This is a genomic window from Marinifilum sp. JC120 (assembly GCA_004923195.1).
GTDB lineage: Bacteria > Desulfobacterota > Desulfovibrionia > Desulfovibrionales > Desulfovibrionaceae > Maridesulfovibrio.
This window is the reverse complement of record RDSB01000004.1, coordinates 189,576-204,507: the sequence shown is the minus strand read 5'-3', so window position 1 is coordinate 204,507 and position 14,932 is coordinate 189,576. Positions and strand designations below refer to the sequence as shown.

Genomic DNA, 14,932 nt, shown 5'->3' with positions numbered 1-14,932 from the left:
CAACTCCGAAATAACATACTTTCTACTCTTGTATTTCAGAGCTAGTCATATTTCTTATACAATCCTAGAGCCTTGCGCCCACAAGGGATATTTAATTTCTTAAGCTTACTTTGCAGGGTGCGTGGATTAAGCCCCAACAACTCAGCGGCACCACCCTTACCTTCGATACGGCCCTCTGAGCGTTTAAGCGCACTGGTTAAAAGCTCTGCAACAACAGTCTCAAAATTCAAATCAGCCTCTTCGACAATAGGACACTGCTCAGGCTGATTGTCCAACTCAAAATTTAATAATATTCCACGCTTGGTTATAATCGCTCTCTCAATGGCATTTTCAAGCTCCCGGACATTACCGGGCCAATCGTAATTCATTAATGAATCAATGGCCCCCGGCGCCAGTACCGGCAAATGACTTAAACTCATCTCACCGGCAATCTTCCTGATAAAATGGTCCGCAAGCAGGGGAATATCATTCCTGCGTAACCTCAACGGCGGAATTGTAATGGGAAAAACATTAAGCCTAAAATATAAATCCTGCCGGAAAACCCCTTGCTCCACCAACTCTGCAAGGTTGCGATGGGTTGCAGCAACAACCCGGACATCTGCAACTCTGGGCTTGCTTCCGCCAACACGCTCAAAACTGCCATCCTGCAAAACATGCAAAAACCTAGTTTGGGCCTCAAGAGAAAGTTCGCCAATTTCATCCAAAAAGATGGTCCCGCCACGGGCACGCTCAAAATACCCCAAAGCGTCTTTTATGGCTCCGGTAAAAGCTCCTTTGCGGTGACCGAAAAGTGAGCTTTCCAATAAGGTAGACGGAATGCCCCCGCAGTTAACCTTCACAAACGGTCCATCACTCTGCCCGGAAATATGGTGAATAGCTCCAGCAATAACTTCCTTTCCTGTTCCGGTTTCACCCAGCAGCAACACCGGAGCCTTGGTCGGAGCAACTTGCTTACATGAACCAAAAACATCTCTGAGCCCTCCATCCGAACCAACTATTCCCACATCAAAAGTACAGTTGAAGTCGGACTGTAACAAACGAGTTCGGTCAGCAAGGCTGGCCCGCAAACGGCTGCATTCGCGCTGGCTGAGGAATTGTGAGACAGCACACCCCATGACATCATGAAGCAGGGTCAGCAAAGCTCCATGCTCGTGCGAATAGTAAATTCCCGGAGCCGAGGTCAATGCAACAGATCCCAGATAGATTCCGTCCCTGCATAGATCCAAAACTAAACTAGGTGAATCAGGGGTACCAAGATCAACCCCCAGTTGCTGAGCCATAACCGAATCCCCAAGACGGTCAATAATTTCATACGGCTGTTCCGGGTCGATATACTCAATACTTGCCGAGGCAATCTCACGCGCTTCCGGGGCAAGCACCGTGATCTTGTTTATTTCAGGTGATGAGTCAACAGTGGCATCAACAACGGTTTCAATAATTCCCAAACCCTCATCATAAAGATGTAGGCTGATGTAATCAGCAGGAATGTGCTCTTGCAAAACGACCAGGCAATCCTGAAAAGCAAACCTGATTTCAGGATTCTTCAGCAAAGCCCCACTCGCGGAAATCTGAAATTCATGCAGCTGTGACTTGTCCATTTTCCCCTTCTTCTGTCAGGCATTCAACCGGTCTCTTAAATATAGTAGTTTAAACCTACTTGAATTGGATGAGTTTTAAAAGGGGAAGATCTTTCAAGCCCCTCCCGAACTTACCCGGCAAGTCTTTTTCTCTTTTAACAGCTCAACAAGCAATCCACCTTTACGAAAATCAACTTTAATATTAAGTTACGCCAGTACTTTTATCATAAGACAACCTAGTAACAATATTTCTGAGCCTGTTGCTTCCATGAACCTGACTGCCAAGCTGCTTCGAAAAATACAGACCGCATTAATGCTGTCCCTACTTTGCGTCTTCTCCATTTCCGTTTCCGCACATGCGCAGAACGGAACAAAGGCGCAGGTAAATAACGGCATCCTGAGCCTGTCCATGAACGAGGTGGTACGTCTGACTATCCGCAACAACTCCAATGTTGCGACCAATTATCTGCAACGGGTGACACAAAAATTCGACCTTGAAAAAGCGGAAGCCAAATTCGAGCCGGTCGTAAATATCGACGGCAGCTTTAATGCTGAAGCCTTTCAACGCAATATGCGCATTTCCGACAACGGCACCCAGACCCCGGCTTCAAAATGGAACGCCGGAGCCAAAGCTTCCATTACCCAGAAGATCCCCACAGGCGGAACGCTTTCTTTTGTCTGGGACAACACCTACTCCGAAAACAGTGATGGAACCCTGACCTACGATGGTGATTCCTCAGTCTCCCGCGCTAAGACATATACCCGTGAATCCTCTTCCCAGTGGCGTATTGAACTGACCCAGCCCCTGCTCAAAGGAGCCGGGATGGATTACAACATGGCCTCCATCCGGCTGGCCCGCATAACTGACAAGCGCAATATCCTCAGCCTGCGCGACAACCTCAGCAGCCTGATAAATACGGGCCTCAACCTGTACTTCACTTTCAAGCAGAACGCCGAAAACCTTGAAATCCAGCGGCAAGCCCTTGAGCGATCCGAAAGGCTCCTTGAGGTCAACAGATTCAAACAAAGAATGGGCCGCATGGCTGAGAGTGACGTGGTGCAGGCGGAAGCTGACGTGGCTTCAAGCAGGCTTTCACTGGAGGAAGCACGCAACAACCTTGATGAATCACGCCGCGACCTGCTCAACCACCTTGAATTAAGCCCGGATTTGCAAATAGCTCCGGTCAAAGACCAAATCAGGGATGTCCAGCCTGATTACGAAAAATGTATGCAGGTAGCTTTGAAAAATAATCAGGCTTACATGGACCAAAAATTCAAAGTTACTGAAACAGAAATCAGTGCCATGATGGTGGAGAATGAACGAGAATGGCAACTGGACCTCAAAACCGGATATAGTGAAACCCAAAAGATAAAAAATTCATACTCTGCTTCCACCAGTGAAGACGAACTTTCCGCCGGAGTTGAACTGACCGCTCCTATCAACCTCTGGGGCGAAGACCAACTGGAAAGAAAGAAAAAGCTGCTCAGTGCCGCCGTAGAAAAACGCAAAGCCAAGCTGGAACTCAAAAGAGGCGAGACAGACCTACAAACCAAAGTCGCCAATGCCGTGCGTAATGTAAAAATGCGCTGGAAGATGATCGGGCTGGCTAAAATTAATACCGATCTCAAAGCCAAGCAGCTGGAGAATGAAAACACCAAACTGATGGTGGGCCGGACAACCAACTTTGAGGTGGTCTCCTACCAGAACCAGCTTGTACAGGCCCAGCTTGCTGAAACAGCAAAACAGATTTCATATGTTCAGGCCCTGCTCAATCTTGATCAGCTGCTGGGCACAACCATGGAAACATGGCATGTTAAGTTCAAACATGATGACAAACAGCTGGAAGAAGCCCTCAACAACGAAGTCCGCCCCCTGGTCTGGACATGGTGGTAGGAAGAATCATGGATAAAATGCTCATCACCCCTTTCAGGGAAACAATATTTCAAGTCATGAATGATGGGGTCATGATCCTGAACAACAAAGGGATCGTAACCGGGGCCAACCCTGCGGTTGCCAAGATGCTGGGTATTTCCGGGAATGAACTTGAAGGCATGCCGCTCATGGCTGTTGTGCCTCCGGTAGAGGAGAACGATGAATTCATGCAGGCCCTGCTGGATTCCGTTTACAAAGACGGCACCATCAGCAACCGCTCCACCGCCTACCATAAGGAAGACGGAGAAAAGCTCTACCTCTCGGTAAGTGTTTCCCGCATGCGCGACAAAGAGGGTAACATAGGAGGGGCAGTTCTGGTTCTTAGGGATGTAACTGAGATTGAAAAGCTGCGTCAGGAAGAAAAACAATTAAATCAAGAGCTGACTCAGGCCATGCGTGAAGCGGACGAGTCCAACAAAGCCCTGAAAACCTCACTCACCCAAGGTAAGAAAGTACGCTTCATGCTCATCATAGCCGTGTTCTTTTTTTTCTGCGGAGTGGGCGGATTCTTCTGGTTCAATCCGACTTTTGTGGAGATACCAGAGACCTTCAAATCAGCACCTGATCCCGGCGTAGAAACACAATACCAGAGCATTGAAATAAATCCCCGTCCGTTCTCCCGTTCTATCTCTCTTTCCGGGGTTGTAGCACCGCTGGAGGAGTTGACTCTTGTAGCTCCATTCAATGGAATTATTACTAAAACCGACTTTTTCTATGGGGAAAGAATCCCCCGCAATCAAACGATAATAACTTTGGACACCTCGGAAATAGCCAGCAAAATGCGTTCGGCATTTACCGAATACATCAAATCCCGCAAGAAATTTTACGAACTGACCAACTGGAAAAAGACCTCTGAAGTTCTCAAAGCCAGACGGGAACTGGAACAGGCCCGGCGAACCCTGAACAGTTCCAAGGCCAAGGCTGATGAAGACAAGATGCTCTATGAAAAGGGCATCATCCCCAAAAACCAGCACGACACTACGGTGCAGGAACTTAAAAATAACGAATCGCGGCTCATTTCCTGTCAGGAAAACTACCGCGATGTGCTTAATAAAGGGGACAATGAATATGTGGAAATTGCCCGCATGGAACTTGCCAATGCTGAGACAAATTACAAAACCCTGAAAGAAAAAATGTCCCGGGCCATGGTCACCGCCCCGGTTTCAGGCGTGGCCCTGCGCCCCAATTCCAAAAGTGCCGATGCCAAGGAAATTACCAGCGGCATGAGCGTAACCGAAGGCCAGCCGCTGCTCTCCATTGCCAGTCTTGAGGGCTTATCCATTTCCGCAAAAGTAGATGAATTGAACATCAACAGTTTGCAGCTGGGCCAGCCGGTCACAGTCACCGGAGACGCATTCCCGAACCACAAGCTTAAAGGAGAAATCGCCATGATTTCTTCGCAGGCCGGAGGGGAAGGCAAAGTTCCGACCTTCGAAACCACCATCCGTCTGCCCCACCTGCCCAAAGATGTGAGCAAGAACGTGCGTATCGGCATGACCGCCAACATGCAGGTGGAAACATATTCCAACAAGAACGCGCTCATGGTTCCCTTCCCGGCCATCAACAGAGACGGCGACAAAACCTTCCTAAAGGTCAGGGGCAAAGACGGGACTATCCGTGAAGTGAACGTTGAGACCGGATATACCACCATCAATGAGGTGGAAATCATCTCCGGCATTGAGCCGGGCGCAACCATCCTGCTAAGCCCGGAAGGCTTCTAATGCTCTGCATCGAGGACGTACATAAATCCTATTTGCTGGGCACCGTTGAAGTGGAGGTCCTCAAAGGGGTGGATCTCAATGTGGATGAAGGTGAACTTGTGGCTATTCTCGGTTCATCCGGCTGCGGTAAATCCACCCTCATGAATATCCTTGGTTTTCTGGACCAGCCCACGTCGGGCACCTACCGCTTTAACGGCAAACTGGCCGATAAAATGAGCGATGATGAACTTTCCTCTATCCGTAACCATGAGATCGGCTTTGTCTTCCAGCAGTTCCATTTACTGACCAAACTAACCGCTCTTGATAATGTATGCCTGCCCCTGCTCTACCGGGGAGTACCCAAAAAAGAACGGGAAAAACTAGCCCTGGAGATGCTCACCAAAGTCGGCATGGGTGAACGCGGAGACCACCGCCCCAATGAACTTTCCGGCGGACAACAGCAGAGGGTGGCCATTGCCCGCGCCTTATGCGGAGGCCCTTCGCTTATTCTGGCAGACGAACCCACCGGGGCACTGGATACAGCCACAGGCAAAGACATCATGGACCTTTTTCTGAGTCTGAACAAAGAAGAAGGAATCACCGTGATCATCATCACCCATGATCCCGGTCTGGCTAAACGGTGCAAACGTTCCATCCGCATGCGGGACGGCAGACTGGAGGGCGCATGATCTTAGGTGAAAACATCAGGGAATCCTTTCGCTCCCTCATGGGTGCCAAGCAACGCTCTCTGCTGGCTCTGATCGGGATTGTTATCGGTATCGGCTCGGTAATCGCCATGGTCACCGTGGGCCAGATTGTTGAAAATGAAGTCATCCGCCAGTTCAAGGAGATGGGAACCGATGTCTGCTCCGTGCAGCAGGAATACGGTGGGAACGGCAGGGATCAAGGGTTCAACCTTCAAAATGTGCTCAAAATACCGCAGGGTTGCTCCACCATCCGTGTAGTCGCGCCCTATGTATCTTTTTACAATGACCTGAAATTTTCCGGTAAACGGACCTCCTGTCCTGCTTTGGGCGTAACCGAAGAATTTGCACGGCTCTATAAGATTCACATTAATGCGGGTAGATTTATTTCCGATCTTGACGGCCATGCACCGTTCTGCGTCCTTGGAAGCAGTAAGGTTAAGTGGCTCAAGGAAAATGGGGAAAGCGATCCCGTAGGCAAAGAGATAATATTTAACGAACGCATCTATACTGTAATCGGCACAGCGAAAGCCGTACCCATGGGAACTTTCACCCCTTACGAGATCAACGAAGGGATTATGATTCCCATCAAAACCGCCATGCGCAGTCAGGACCGTCCCCAAATTAACACCTTCGGGGCCAGAATGGTGGAAAGCGGAATCAGTAAGCTAGCGACTGAACAACTCAAAAATTATTTCAAGCTTACATCAAAGACCGAAGTCAGGATCACCAGCGCAGAAGAACTGGTCGCCCAAATGAAAAAGCAAATGCGCATGTTCACCGCCCTACTGGGGGCCATCGGCTCCATTTCCCTTATTGTCGGTGGCGTGGGAGTCATGAATGTCATGCTGGTTTCGGTATCGGAACGCAAAAAGGAAATAGGCATTCGCCGGGCAATCGGAGCAAGGCGCAAGGATATCCAGTTTCAATTCCTTGTGGAATCCATCATTCTCTCCTTCATCGGCGGGCTGGTCGGAACCGCACTGGGAGTAGGAGCCACGGCCATCATCTGCAACTTCGCCGACTGGACTTTCTTTGTTTCCGAAGAGGCGGTAATGCTGGGCGTTGGAGTTTCAGCGGCAGTGGGTATCTTTTTCGGCTACTACCCGGCAAGACAGGCTTCAGCTTTAAGCCCCATTGATGCGCTGCGCTCCTGATAGTACGATAAACCATTCCCGAAAAGAAAAAGGGTTTGCAGCATTAGCCGCAAACCCTTTTTTCAATTGGATGTGGAGATGGAAATATTAATAAGCCTTGCGTCTGTTGATATTCTGACCGATCACGCTGAAAGTATTTTCAACCACAAAAATAGCTTCGGGATCGATATCAAAGACCATTTGCTCAAGGGAGCGCAAGCGCAGGTTATCAGTAATGGAATAAACCATATCGATGCGTTCACCGGAATAACCGCCCTTGCCGGGAATAATGGTGGCATGCATCTTTTTACTCCGGGTCAGTTCATGAACAATTATTTCGGCCTTACGGGAAATTATACGCACTGCTTTTCGCTGGTTGAAAAGGGAAAGCACATACTCGGTCAGCACAGAACTGATAAAAAGCATTAGCAGTGAAGCAATGATCTTATCCGGAGTAAAATGACTCAGGGCAAAACTCATGACCACGGCGTTGACCATAAAATAAAATGCTCCAAATCTAATCCCGTAACGCTGGTTGAGAATAACCGCCACAACATCAAGTCCTCCGCCACCGCCATAGGTCCTTAGAATTATCCCGCACCCGGCTCCCATGATCGCGCCGGAAGCAATGGCCGCGTACATCTCGTTATGAATACCGAGATCAAGATGCACATAAGAAGTCAGCGTACTAACAGTGGCCATGGTCAATAAATTAAGAAAAAAGAACCTACGGCTGACACCTTTCCAAGCCAGAATAAACAACGGAATATTCAAAACAAAATACCACCGGGACAACGTGAGTTCCGGTGATATTTTTTGCATTACAACAGCGAGACCGTAAAGGGCTCCGGGTACAAAATTATGGTGTGCGGCAATACCGTTGTACCCAATGATAAACACAAACGCACCTACCATAAGCAGGAAAACATTCCAGATTAAGGAATCGCTGATCTGCCTGATTTTATTATCCATAGTTTGGCGCCTTCCGTCTCATGAAATTGAGAGAACCGCCATATAAAGCAAAGATAATTCCTGCAAGAATTATCATCCCGCTGAAAACCTGATTAATGTTCACCGGCTCATGAATAACAAACCAGGCTACCACCGCACTTGCAGGGGGAAGGGTGTAATAAAACAGAGCCGCTTTAGATGCTCCGATGGCCTCAACTGCCATATTCCAGAACAGATAGCAGAAGATGGAAGCGAAAACCGAAAGGTAAACAAGTGAGGCCACAAGGTTGTAAGTAAATTCCGGCATCACGATCTGCCCACCGGTCTCCCAGAAATACAAGGGAACGATGTACAAGGTACCGAATAGGCAACAGGACATGAGCAGGGTAGTCTGACTTATCTTACCGGCCACTTTATTTACAACAGTGTTGTAAATTGCGGACATCATGGCCGTACACAGGATAAGCAGATCACCCTTGGCAAGATGCATGTTCAAAAGGGCGTCGAGACTACCGTCAGTAACCAACAGGGCAACTCCGAAGGTGCTGACGGCAATCCCGGCATACATGCTCGGCTTGAGCTTTTCCTTCATGAAAAACTGGGCAATCAAAGCGGTAAGCAACGGAGACATGGTTGAGATAAGGGACATGTTCAACGCTTCAGAAGTCTCTCCGGCAATAAAAACAAGGGTATCGTAAAGGGAGATACCGCAGAGGGCGATAACAGAAAGCTCTTTCCAATAACGGACAACCAACTCGCGCTCTCTTATAAAAGCTTTAAGTCCAAAAGGAAGAAATACCAGCGTAGCCAGCACCCAGCGCAACAAATTGAGTGTTGCAGGATCAATAGTCCCGGCCAGACCGCGAGCCGCAACAAAGTTGCCACTCCAGTTAAGAATACCAAGGATAATAAAGATATACCCAGCCTTTTCGGTTTTCTTGAATTCATTCCACTTCATTGTCCAGCTCCTAAAATATTATGATGGCCCGCCCGCTGTTAAACGGGCAGGCCTAAACCTCTTTGTGGGAAATATGCCGATGGGAAATTTCCATACTTCAAGGGTGTCGGTTCAAATATCTCGTTACCGGACAAGCTCTTGGAAAGTGGGACAGGTGACGCTTCTGGCGGAAACCGGATTTCATTGCGTTGAGGAATCCGGCGGAAAAGATGCTGCAACCAAAGAGATAAATTTCTTACAGTATCCCGAAGCATAAAGACCGTGGGTCCAACGGTTGCCACCCTGAATGCGCCCAGTTGCTTTCCAAGAGCTTTAACTCGATCAAGGCTTATGTCTTGTTTCGATAAAAACCGGTAGCACAATCATTCAGCCCTAAAGCATATGATGTGCCACTTTAATAACATATTGTTTTATTTGACTTTTAAAGATGCTGCAGTGAACAAAAACGAAAGAGGGCGACACTAATGTCGCCCTCTTTCTGTAATACCGGGTAAAACGCTTTATTTTAAAAGAACCATCTCTATGCGACACAGATGTCGCGACACGCTACAGTTGTCGTATTTTACAACTAATTAAAGCCCGTATTTTTTAAGTTTCCGCTGCATGGTGCGCATATTTAAGCCCATCTCTGTGGCGGTAGCACCTTTTTTCCAATGATTACGCTCAAGTGCCTTAAGAAGAACATGGCGCTCAAAGGCTTCAACAGATTCAGAAAAAGATGAACCGGATTCGAACATTCTAACCGCTTCCCCTACGTCAGGTCCTGACTCAGGCGCATGGATTCCCAAATCGCTGAAAACCATTTCACCGAAAGTAAGGTAACGCTCCAACACATTCTGCAATTCACGAACATTACCGGGCCAGTGGTGATGATCCATAGCCGCCCTGATCTTACCGGGAATTCGCGGCAGGGAATCTGTCCTTCCAAGATATCTAGACACAAATTCATTGATAAGCAGCGGCAGGTCGTCAATCCTCTCGCGCAGGGGCGGAACATGGATGGGCAAAACATGCAGACGGAAAAAGAAATCCGAACGCATCAGCCCTTGTCGGACCAGTTCACTGAGATCCCGGTTAGTGGCGGCAATAAGCCTGAAATTTGAGGAGCGCGGCTCGGTCCCGCCCACCGGAGTATAAAGCCTGCTCTCAAGAGCGCGCAACAGCTTGACCTGCAATGCGAGATCAATCTCCCCCACTTCATCAAGAAACAGGGTCCCCCCGTCAGCGGCAGCCAGATATCCTTGACGATCAGAAGATGCTCCGGAAAAAGCACCTTTCACATGGCCGAAAAATTCACTCTCCATCAGGTTGGATGGGATAGCCCCGCAGTTAACCGGGACATAAGTCCCTTCGGACCCACTCTGTTCGTGAATGGTCTGGGCCACCAGATCCTTACCGGTCCCGGTTTCACCAAAAATGATCACGTTGGAGTCGCGCTTGGCAGCCTTCATGATCAGCTTGAAGACCTCGCGCATGCCGTTACTTTTGCCGATGATGCTCCCGAATTTAAATCGGTCCTCAAGGGTGCCCCGCAAGTTCTGATTTTCCTGCATGAGTTCGTATTCACGAAGCTTCTGGGCACTGACATCGACCATGATCCCTTCGAGAACAGAAGGATTACCTTCTTCGTCATAAAGGCATTCGCCCTGATCCCAAATCCATTTCTGGCGGTCTGAATCAAGGCAGACCCGGTAAAGAAGTTTGTAGGAACGATGGTTCAGGATAGCAGCATTCTGCTCTTTACGCATGGATGCAAGGTCATCCGCGTGGGCCAGAGTTTCCATTACATTGGTATGCTGATCTGTGAAAAACTCCGGGGCTACCCCGAAAAGCTCGCTACAGCCCTTACTGACAAAATCGAGTGTCGGGTGCTGATTCTCGTCAAGGGAACAACGGTAAACCATCCCCGGAAGATTGTTAAAAAGCCGGGTCAGTTGCAGCTTGCTCTGCTGCAACTCTTTGGCGGTTTCTTTGGAAATTTTTATCTGCTCCTCAAAACTATGGCATTGTTCAAGAAGCTCATCATATGTCGGTTTGCTCATGCTCACCCCTCCACCTGCAATGCTGGACGACAGTTGTGTCGTCATTTCGGCGACACTTATGTCTCAAATTAATTTAGTGCAAGCAAAAAAAGCATACAGTACTGTACGTAATATAGTAACAAAAAGGCGGCTGACCCATTATTTGAGTCAGCCGCCTGTAGCTATTGTGCTTTATGGAGCTTATCCAATCCGTATTCGGAAATACGGTAAACGGAAACAAGCTCACCGCTATCATCTACATAGGAACCTTCCTCGTGCAGAATCCCGACAGCCCTCAACGAAAGCAGGAGTTCTTGGATCATCTGCGGAGAACAGTAACGTTCATCAGGATAATAGGAAGCCACCAGTTCATGGACACCCTTGGCATCAAGCTGCTCACCGTTTCCAAACATCTCGGCGACCAGAAGCTTCAAAGGCTTATTTATAGACATATTCATTTTGTTTTCCTTCTAGGCTACGTTACGCAGGTTGATCATTTCTTTTGGATTCCCGACAACCATAACCATACCGACGGTAATCACTGCCGCTCCGATAAGCAGGGACGTTGTGATTTCAACTTCGGTAAAAATCGCGCTGAACAGAATCCCCCAGAGGGAGTACGTAATGTTCAATGCCATTGCCCGGCTCACCCCGGTCATATTCATGGAAAGATACCAGTACAAATAAGTAACAGCCCCGGAGAGGGATGCGACAAGAAAAACCCAACCCGCTTCGCTGGTCAGTGCCGGACCAATTAAATACCACCCTCCAGCAAGAGGAAGTACGATAAACATAAAAACTGCAGAAGAAGTAATCTGACGGACATTCATAACCACGACAGGGTCAAGAAAATCCATCCCTGATGTAGCAAGTACCCCTTCAACTCCCCATCCCAAAGTGGCGAGCAGAGCGAATATTATCCCGATATAGAATTCGGAACCAATTGCGCCGTCAGGAGGGGCATAGCCGATTATGATCCCGCCACAGACGCACAAAGCAAGTCCAATCCATGCCCTTAAGCAAATTCTCTCTTTAAGGAAAATAGCAGCAAATACAGATGCTACCGCTGGATATAAGGCGGTAATGGGCATCACATATGCAGCACCCGCAAACTTGACCCCAATAAAATAGCTGGACATTGCAATAGGCCCGCCGAAAACAGCTCCGAGAGCAACCATCCGTGCCGGCTTGCTTTTAAAAGTTCTCCACAATTCCTTGGTCCGCCCGGTTAACCAGTTATAGAGCAACAGCCATACTCCACAACAGACATCATGAAGGGCAGCCACAGTAAGTGGGGCCAGCAACCATAATTTTTCATCCGCAAAGGCTGGAATTGCAAATGCCAACCCCAAAATAACGCCATCAAATCCCCATGCTATGCCGGAAAGCAGCCCCCAAAAAAGACCCCGTTTAGCATACGAAATATCGCGTTTAAACCTCAAGGCCTCCATAGTTGCCACAGCACTAATGTTCATACGCTCAATCCTCATTCACCTACCGGCAGACCACCGACAAATTCAGGTTAAAAAATATATACTGTACCGGCAGAATCAAACGGTACCGAATACTCAAAAATCCAGCATTCAAATATACGGATATACATTCGATTCTGGATTAACCTTCATAACGGTTTAAGTTACACGGGGCCGGAAGAATCCGGCCCCTATGATCACTTAGAAACAAATATGCCTATGAGGCGGACAGGCTATGCGCAGTCGTGCTTGTCCCAAGGCTCGCGGTTATCACGCTGAAGAGCAACTTCCATACGTGCGAGAGCTTCTTTAAGCTTGGTTACTTCTTTAATCTTCATGTTAGGATCTTTAAGAACCTGATAGAGGACCGCGCCGGTGCAGTCTGCGGGAACAAGCAGGTCAGCAACAAAGCAGATGGTTGCGATAATATCAGCAGCAGTTGCGGAACGCTCAACTTTGCCTGCTTTTTTGTTGATGCCGAGACCAGCAAAGTAGAGACCTTCATTGGAAGCGAGAACGATCATGGTGCGACGGTCAGCAGCATCGGAGATCTGCGCGACAGCAGCATCAAGAGCAGCGCCGTCAACATCGCCGAGTTCTACAACAGCGTAAGCACCGTCTTCTTCAAAAAACTTAGCAATACCTTCAGGAGCAACAACAGCTGCGCCTTCGATTTTAGAAGCTGCGGCTGCAACATCAGCGTTGTCAAAAGATGCTACGGTTGCGGTCTTTTTCATGAATTTTTTGAGAGCTGCGCCGTCTGCATCAACTGCTGCACTGCCACAAGAAACGAGGATTACTTTTTTATCTGCCATTTTATTTTCTCCTTGAATTAGGTGGGAAGGGAAGAATCCCTTTTTGATTCCCTATTTTATTATTACTATATATTTAGTTCAGATACGTTTGCTAAACAGCTTTCATGGATAGGTTGTAGTCCACTTCCATGCCCTCTTCGAGAGAGTAGGTAAGCAGGGAACCGTTAAGCATATTGTCTTTTACAGTTTCGAAGATTTCACGGTCCTTTTCTTCAAGGCCTACTTCGAAGTTGATTTCAAGTTCGGTGTAGCGGGTACGCATTACTTCGTCCTTGTCCTTGGTTGCTTCTGCGGAACCGGACATGGATTTGACTACTACGCCGTTACGCTCAAGAGCGTTAACAAATGTGTTGGAAAAACAGGCCAGTGCTGCAACACAGAGCATGCGGGAGCCCATGCTTTCCTGATTGCGCTCTTCGGGGGTGATGCTGGAGAAATCCATGATGATTTCAGGAACAGCTTTGGCACCGACTTTAAAAGAATCACGATTTTCATCGAGACGTTCAAATTCTACTTTGGACATTTTCCTTCCCTCAAATTCTTTTAGAAATAGTTGACGGTTTCGAAATCTTCACACATCTCAGCAACTTCTTCGGCATCAATGATTTCAACGCCATCCACTAGCGCATCTTCATCAATACCGCGTTTTTCAAGGTCCTCACGGATACAGACAACTTCACCGTCTTCGCCGATGAAATCGTTGATCATGGAAGTGTGGTAGCCGGGCTTCTCAGTCAGACACCAGACACCTTCTTCAGAAAAGACCAGCTTGCATTCAAAGCCGTTCTGGTGACAGGCCCATGCGGTGCGGATACCGAGAGCGGAAAGCTCCACACCAAGGGGTTTGGATACGATCAGACATGCGGAATTGATCATGATCTTCCTCCTAGTGACCGATGGACAGCATTACGTCCGAGGTCATGAGATATTTGGTGAAAGAGCCGCCGACATCGCCCCATTTAACTCCGTCAACGTATTCCTTGGATTCAATGCCGCGGGCATGCTCGTTGGTATGGCAGGTGGAAACATCCGCACCTTTTTCAGTCAAACGGGCCATACGTTCGAAATTCTTGGTAGGCTCAATGTGATCAACGAGTCTGGGGGCAATATGCAGGTCGCCTTCAATGGCAACTTCCTGCTTTGAAATATTTACGGCATTGCCGAAAAGATACATCTGGACTTTGTGGCCTTTTTCAAGAGCCGCTTCAGCGAGATTGGTTGCGAACTGCGCATCCTCGTTCTCAGCGGAACCGGACATAAGCATGATAGTCAGAGTCTTGGACATCTCAGATTCTCCTTAAAGCGATACGACTTTTTCATCACTGCCCAGCAGCAGGTCCACGATCTCGCCGTAATCCACCACTTCACAGTTGTCGCTGAGTTCGATGTTGCGGGCATCCACGGCATCTTTGGCTACGTAAATGTCTTCCACATCCATATCTTCAAGTTTTTCTTCCCAGTGGGCAGTGCCGAGGGTTACGGCATCACCGACCAGAAGCAGGGCCTTATCCTCATCGCCACCGACAAGTGCGATGCGCTCAAGGACTTTATCTTCCGGCTTATTTACGAAAAAGAGCATTATGCTGTTCTCCATTTATTTTACCCGCTTCTTCCTCAACAAAGTTGCGGGCTAGTTTTCAGATAGTGCCCGGGTCCGGGCCAAAC

At 48.3% G+C, this 14,932-nt stretch carries 15 protein-coding genes; 4 read left to right on the top strand and 11 right to left on the bottom strand.

Translation table 11 applies throughout. From position 1 onward, the window contains the following. Nucleotides 1-41: 41 nt before the first annotated feature. Nucleotides 42-1,598, bottom strand: a complete 1,557-nt coding sequence (locus D0S45_06200) for an AAA family ATPase (GenBank protein ID TIH18144.1) — start codon at nt 1,596-1,598, stop codon at nt 42-44. A 247-nt stretch (nt 1,599-1,845) separates the two neighbouring features. On the opposite strand from D0S45_06200, the gene D0S45_06195 reads away from it, so the two are divergent. From D0S45_06195 to D0S45_06180, 4 genes are read left to right on the top strand one after another with little or no spacing between them, the layout of a single operon-like run. Further along, the gene (locus D0S45_06195) at nt 1,846-3,471 is read left to right on the top strand and encodes a TolC family protein (protein ID TIH18143.1); all 1,626 of its coding nucleotides are present in this window, start codon (nt 1,846-1,848) and stop codon (nt 3,469-3,471) included. Beyond that, on the top strand, nt 3,462-5,231 hold the full coding sequence (locus tag D0S45_06190) for a PAS domain S-box protein (protein ID TIH18142.1): 1,770 nt from the start codon (nt 3,462-3,464) through the stop codon (nt 5,229-5,231). The genes D0S45_06195 and D0S45_06190 overlap by 10 nt, the downstream gene beginning before the upstream one ends. Next, a complete protein-coding gene (locus D0S45_06185; GenBank protein ID TIH18141.1) occupies nt 5,231-5,899 on the top strand; it encodes an ABC transporter ATP-binding protein in 669 nt (222 codons plus the stop codon). The genes D0S45_06190 and D0S45_06185 overlap by 1 nt, the downstream gene beginning before the upstream one ends. Continuing rightward, nucleotides 5,896-7,071, top strand: coding sequence for an FtsX-like permease family protein (locus D0S45_06180; protein TIH18140.1), 1,176 nt, complete (start codon nt 5,896-5,898; stop codon nt 7,069-7,071). Before D0S45_06185 ends, D0S45_06180 begins: the two co-directional genes overlap by 4 nt. An 87-nt stretch (nt 7,072-7,158) precedes the next feature. Here D0S45_06180 and D0S45_06175 read toward each other — a convergent pair whose 3' ends face one another. From D0S45_06175 to D0S45_06130, 10 genes are all read right to left on the bottom strand, one after another. Then, complete coding sequence (locus tag D0S45_06175) at nt 7,159-8,022, bottom strand: YitT family protein (protein ID TIH18139.1); 864 nt, start codon at nt 8,020-8,022, stop codon at nt 7,159-7,161. Next, a complete protein-coding gene (locus D0S45_06170; GenBank protein ID TIH18138.1) occupies nt 8,015-8,959 on the bottom strand; it encodes a DMT family transporter in 945 nt (314 codons plus the stop codon). Before D0S45_06170 ends, D0S45_06175 begins: the two co-directional genes overlap by 8 nt. A gap of 572 nt (nt 8,960-9,531) precedes the next feature. Next, nucleotides 9,532-11,001: an AAA family ATPase gene (locus D0S45_06165; protein TIH18137.1), complete on the bottom strand. Its 1,470-nt coding sequence runs from the start codon at nt 10,999-11,001 to the stop codon at nt 9,532-9,534. Between the two features lie 161 nt (nt 11,002-11,162). Next, complete coding sequence (locus D0S45_06160; protein TIH18136.1) at nt 11,163-11,438, bottom strand: hypothetical protein; 276 nt, start codon at nt 11,436-11,438, stop codon at nt 11,163-11,165. Between the two features lie 12 nt (nt 11,439-11,450). Then, nucleotides 11,451-12,455, bottom strand: a complete 1,005-nt coding sequence (locus D0S45_06155; GenBank protein TIH18135.1) for a DMT family transporter — start codon at nt 12,453-12,455, stop codon at nt 11,451-11,453. 230 nt (nt 12,456-12,685) lie between these two features. Then, nucleotides 12,686-13,267 carry a hypothetical protein gene (locus tag D0S45_06150; protein TIH18134.1) on the bottom strand — a complete coding sequence of 194 codons (582 nt, stop codon included), beginning with the start codon at nt 13,265-13,267 and terminating at the stop codon, nt 12,686-12,688. A gap of 91 nt (nt 13,268-13,358) precedes the next feature. After that, nucleotides 13,359-13,790: an osmotically inducible protein OsmC gene (locus tag D0S45_06145; GenBank protein ID TIH18133.1), complete on the bottom strand. Its 432-nt coding sequence runs from the start codon at nt 13,788-13,790 to the stop codon at nt 13,359-13,361. Nucleotides 13,791-13,810: 20 nt separating this feature from the next. Further along, a complete protein-coding gene (locus D0S45_06140) occupies nt 13,811-14,143 on the bottom strand; it encodes a hypothetical protein (protein TIH18132.1) in 333 nt (110 codons plus the stop codon). A gap of 10 nt (nt 14,144-14,153) precedes the next feature. Continuing rightward, nucleotides 14,154-14,552, bottom strand: coding sequence for a hypothetical protein (locus tag D0S45_06135; protein TIH18131.1), 399 nt, complete (start codon nt 14,550-14,552; stop codon nt 14,154-14,156). A 12-nt stretch (nt 14,553-14,564) separates the two neighbouring features. After that, the gene (locus D0S45_06130; protein TIH18130.1) at nt 14,565-14,846 is read right to left on the bottom strand and encodes a hypothetical protein; all 282 of its coding nucleotides are present in this window, start codon (nt 14,844-14,846) and stop codon (nt 14,565-14,567) included. Nucleotides 14,847-14,932: the final 86 nt, after the last annotated feature.

Coding starts and splice junctions, on each gene's coding strand:
- D0S45_06160 (TIH18136.1), bottom strand. CDS start 11,438: ATGAATATGTCTATAAATAAGCCTTTGAAGCTTCTGGTCGCCGAGATG.
- D0S45_06195 (TIH18143.1), top strand. CDS start 1,846: ATGAACCTGACTGCCAAGCTGCTTCGAAAAATACAGACCGCATTAATG.
- D0S45_06155 (TIH18135.1), bottom strand. CDS start 12,455: ATGAACATTAGTGCTGTGGCAACTATGGAGGCCTTGAGGTTTAAACGC.
- D0S45_06165 (TIH18137.1), bottom strand. CDS start 11,001: ATGAGCAAACCGACATATGATGAGCTTCTTGAACAATGCCATAGTTTT.
- D0S45_06140 (TIH18132.1), bottom strand. CDS start 14,143: ATGATCAATTCCGCATGTCTGATCGTATCCAAACCCCTTGGTGTGGAG.
- D0S45_06150 (TIH18134.1), bottom strand. CDS start 13,267: ATGGCAGATAAAAAAGTAATCCTCGTTTCTTGTGGCAGTGCAGCAGTT.
- D0S45_06185 (TIH18141.1), top strand. CDS start 5,231: ATGCTCTGCATCGAGGACGTACATAAATCCTATTTGCTGGGCACCGTT.
- D0S45_06200 (TIH18144.1), bottom strand. CDS start 1,598: ATGGACAAGTCACAGCTGCATGAATTTCAGATTTCCGCGAGTGGGGCT.
- D0S45_06170 (TIH18138.1), bottom strand. CDS start 8,959: ATGAAGTGGAATGAATTCAAGAAAACCGAAAAGGCTGGGTATATCTTT.
- D0S45_06180 (TIH18140.1), top strand. CDS start 5,896: ATGATCTTAGGTGAAAACATCAGGGAATCCTTTCGCTCCCTCATGGGT.
- D0S45_06175 (TIH18139.1), bottom strand. CDS start 8,022: ATGGATAATAAAATCAGGCAGATCAGCGATTCCTTAATCTGGAATGTT.
- D0S45_06145 (TIH18133.1), bottom strand. CDS start 13,790: ATGTCCAAAGTAGAATTTGAACGTCTCGATGAAAATCGTGATTCTTTT.
- D0S45_06130 (TIH18130.1), bottom strand. CDS start 14,846: ATGCTCTTTTTCGTAAATAAGCCGGAAGATAAAGTCCTTGAGCGCATC.
- D0S45_06135 (TIH18131.1), bottom strand. CDS start 14,552: ATGTCCAAGACTCTGACTATCATGCTTATGTCCGGTTCCGCTGAGAAC.
- D0S45_06190 (TIH18142.1), top strand. CDS start 3,462: ATGGTGGTAGGAAGAATCATGGATAAAATGCTCATCACCCCTTTCAGG.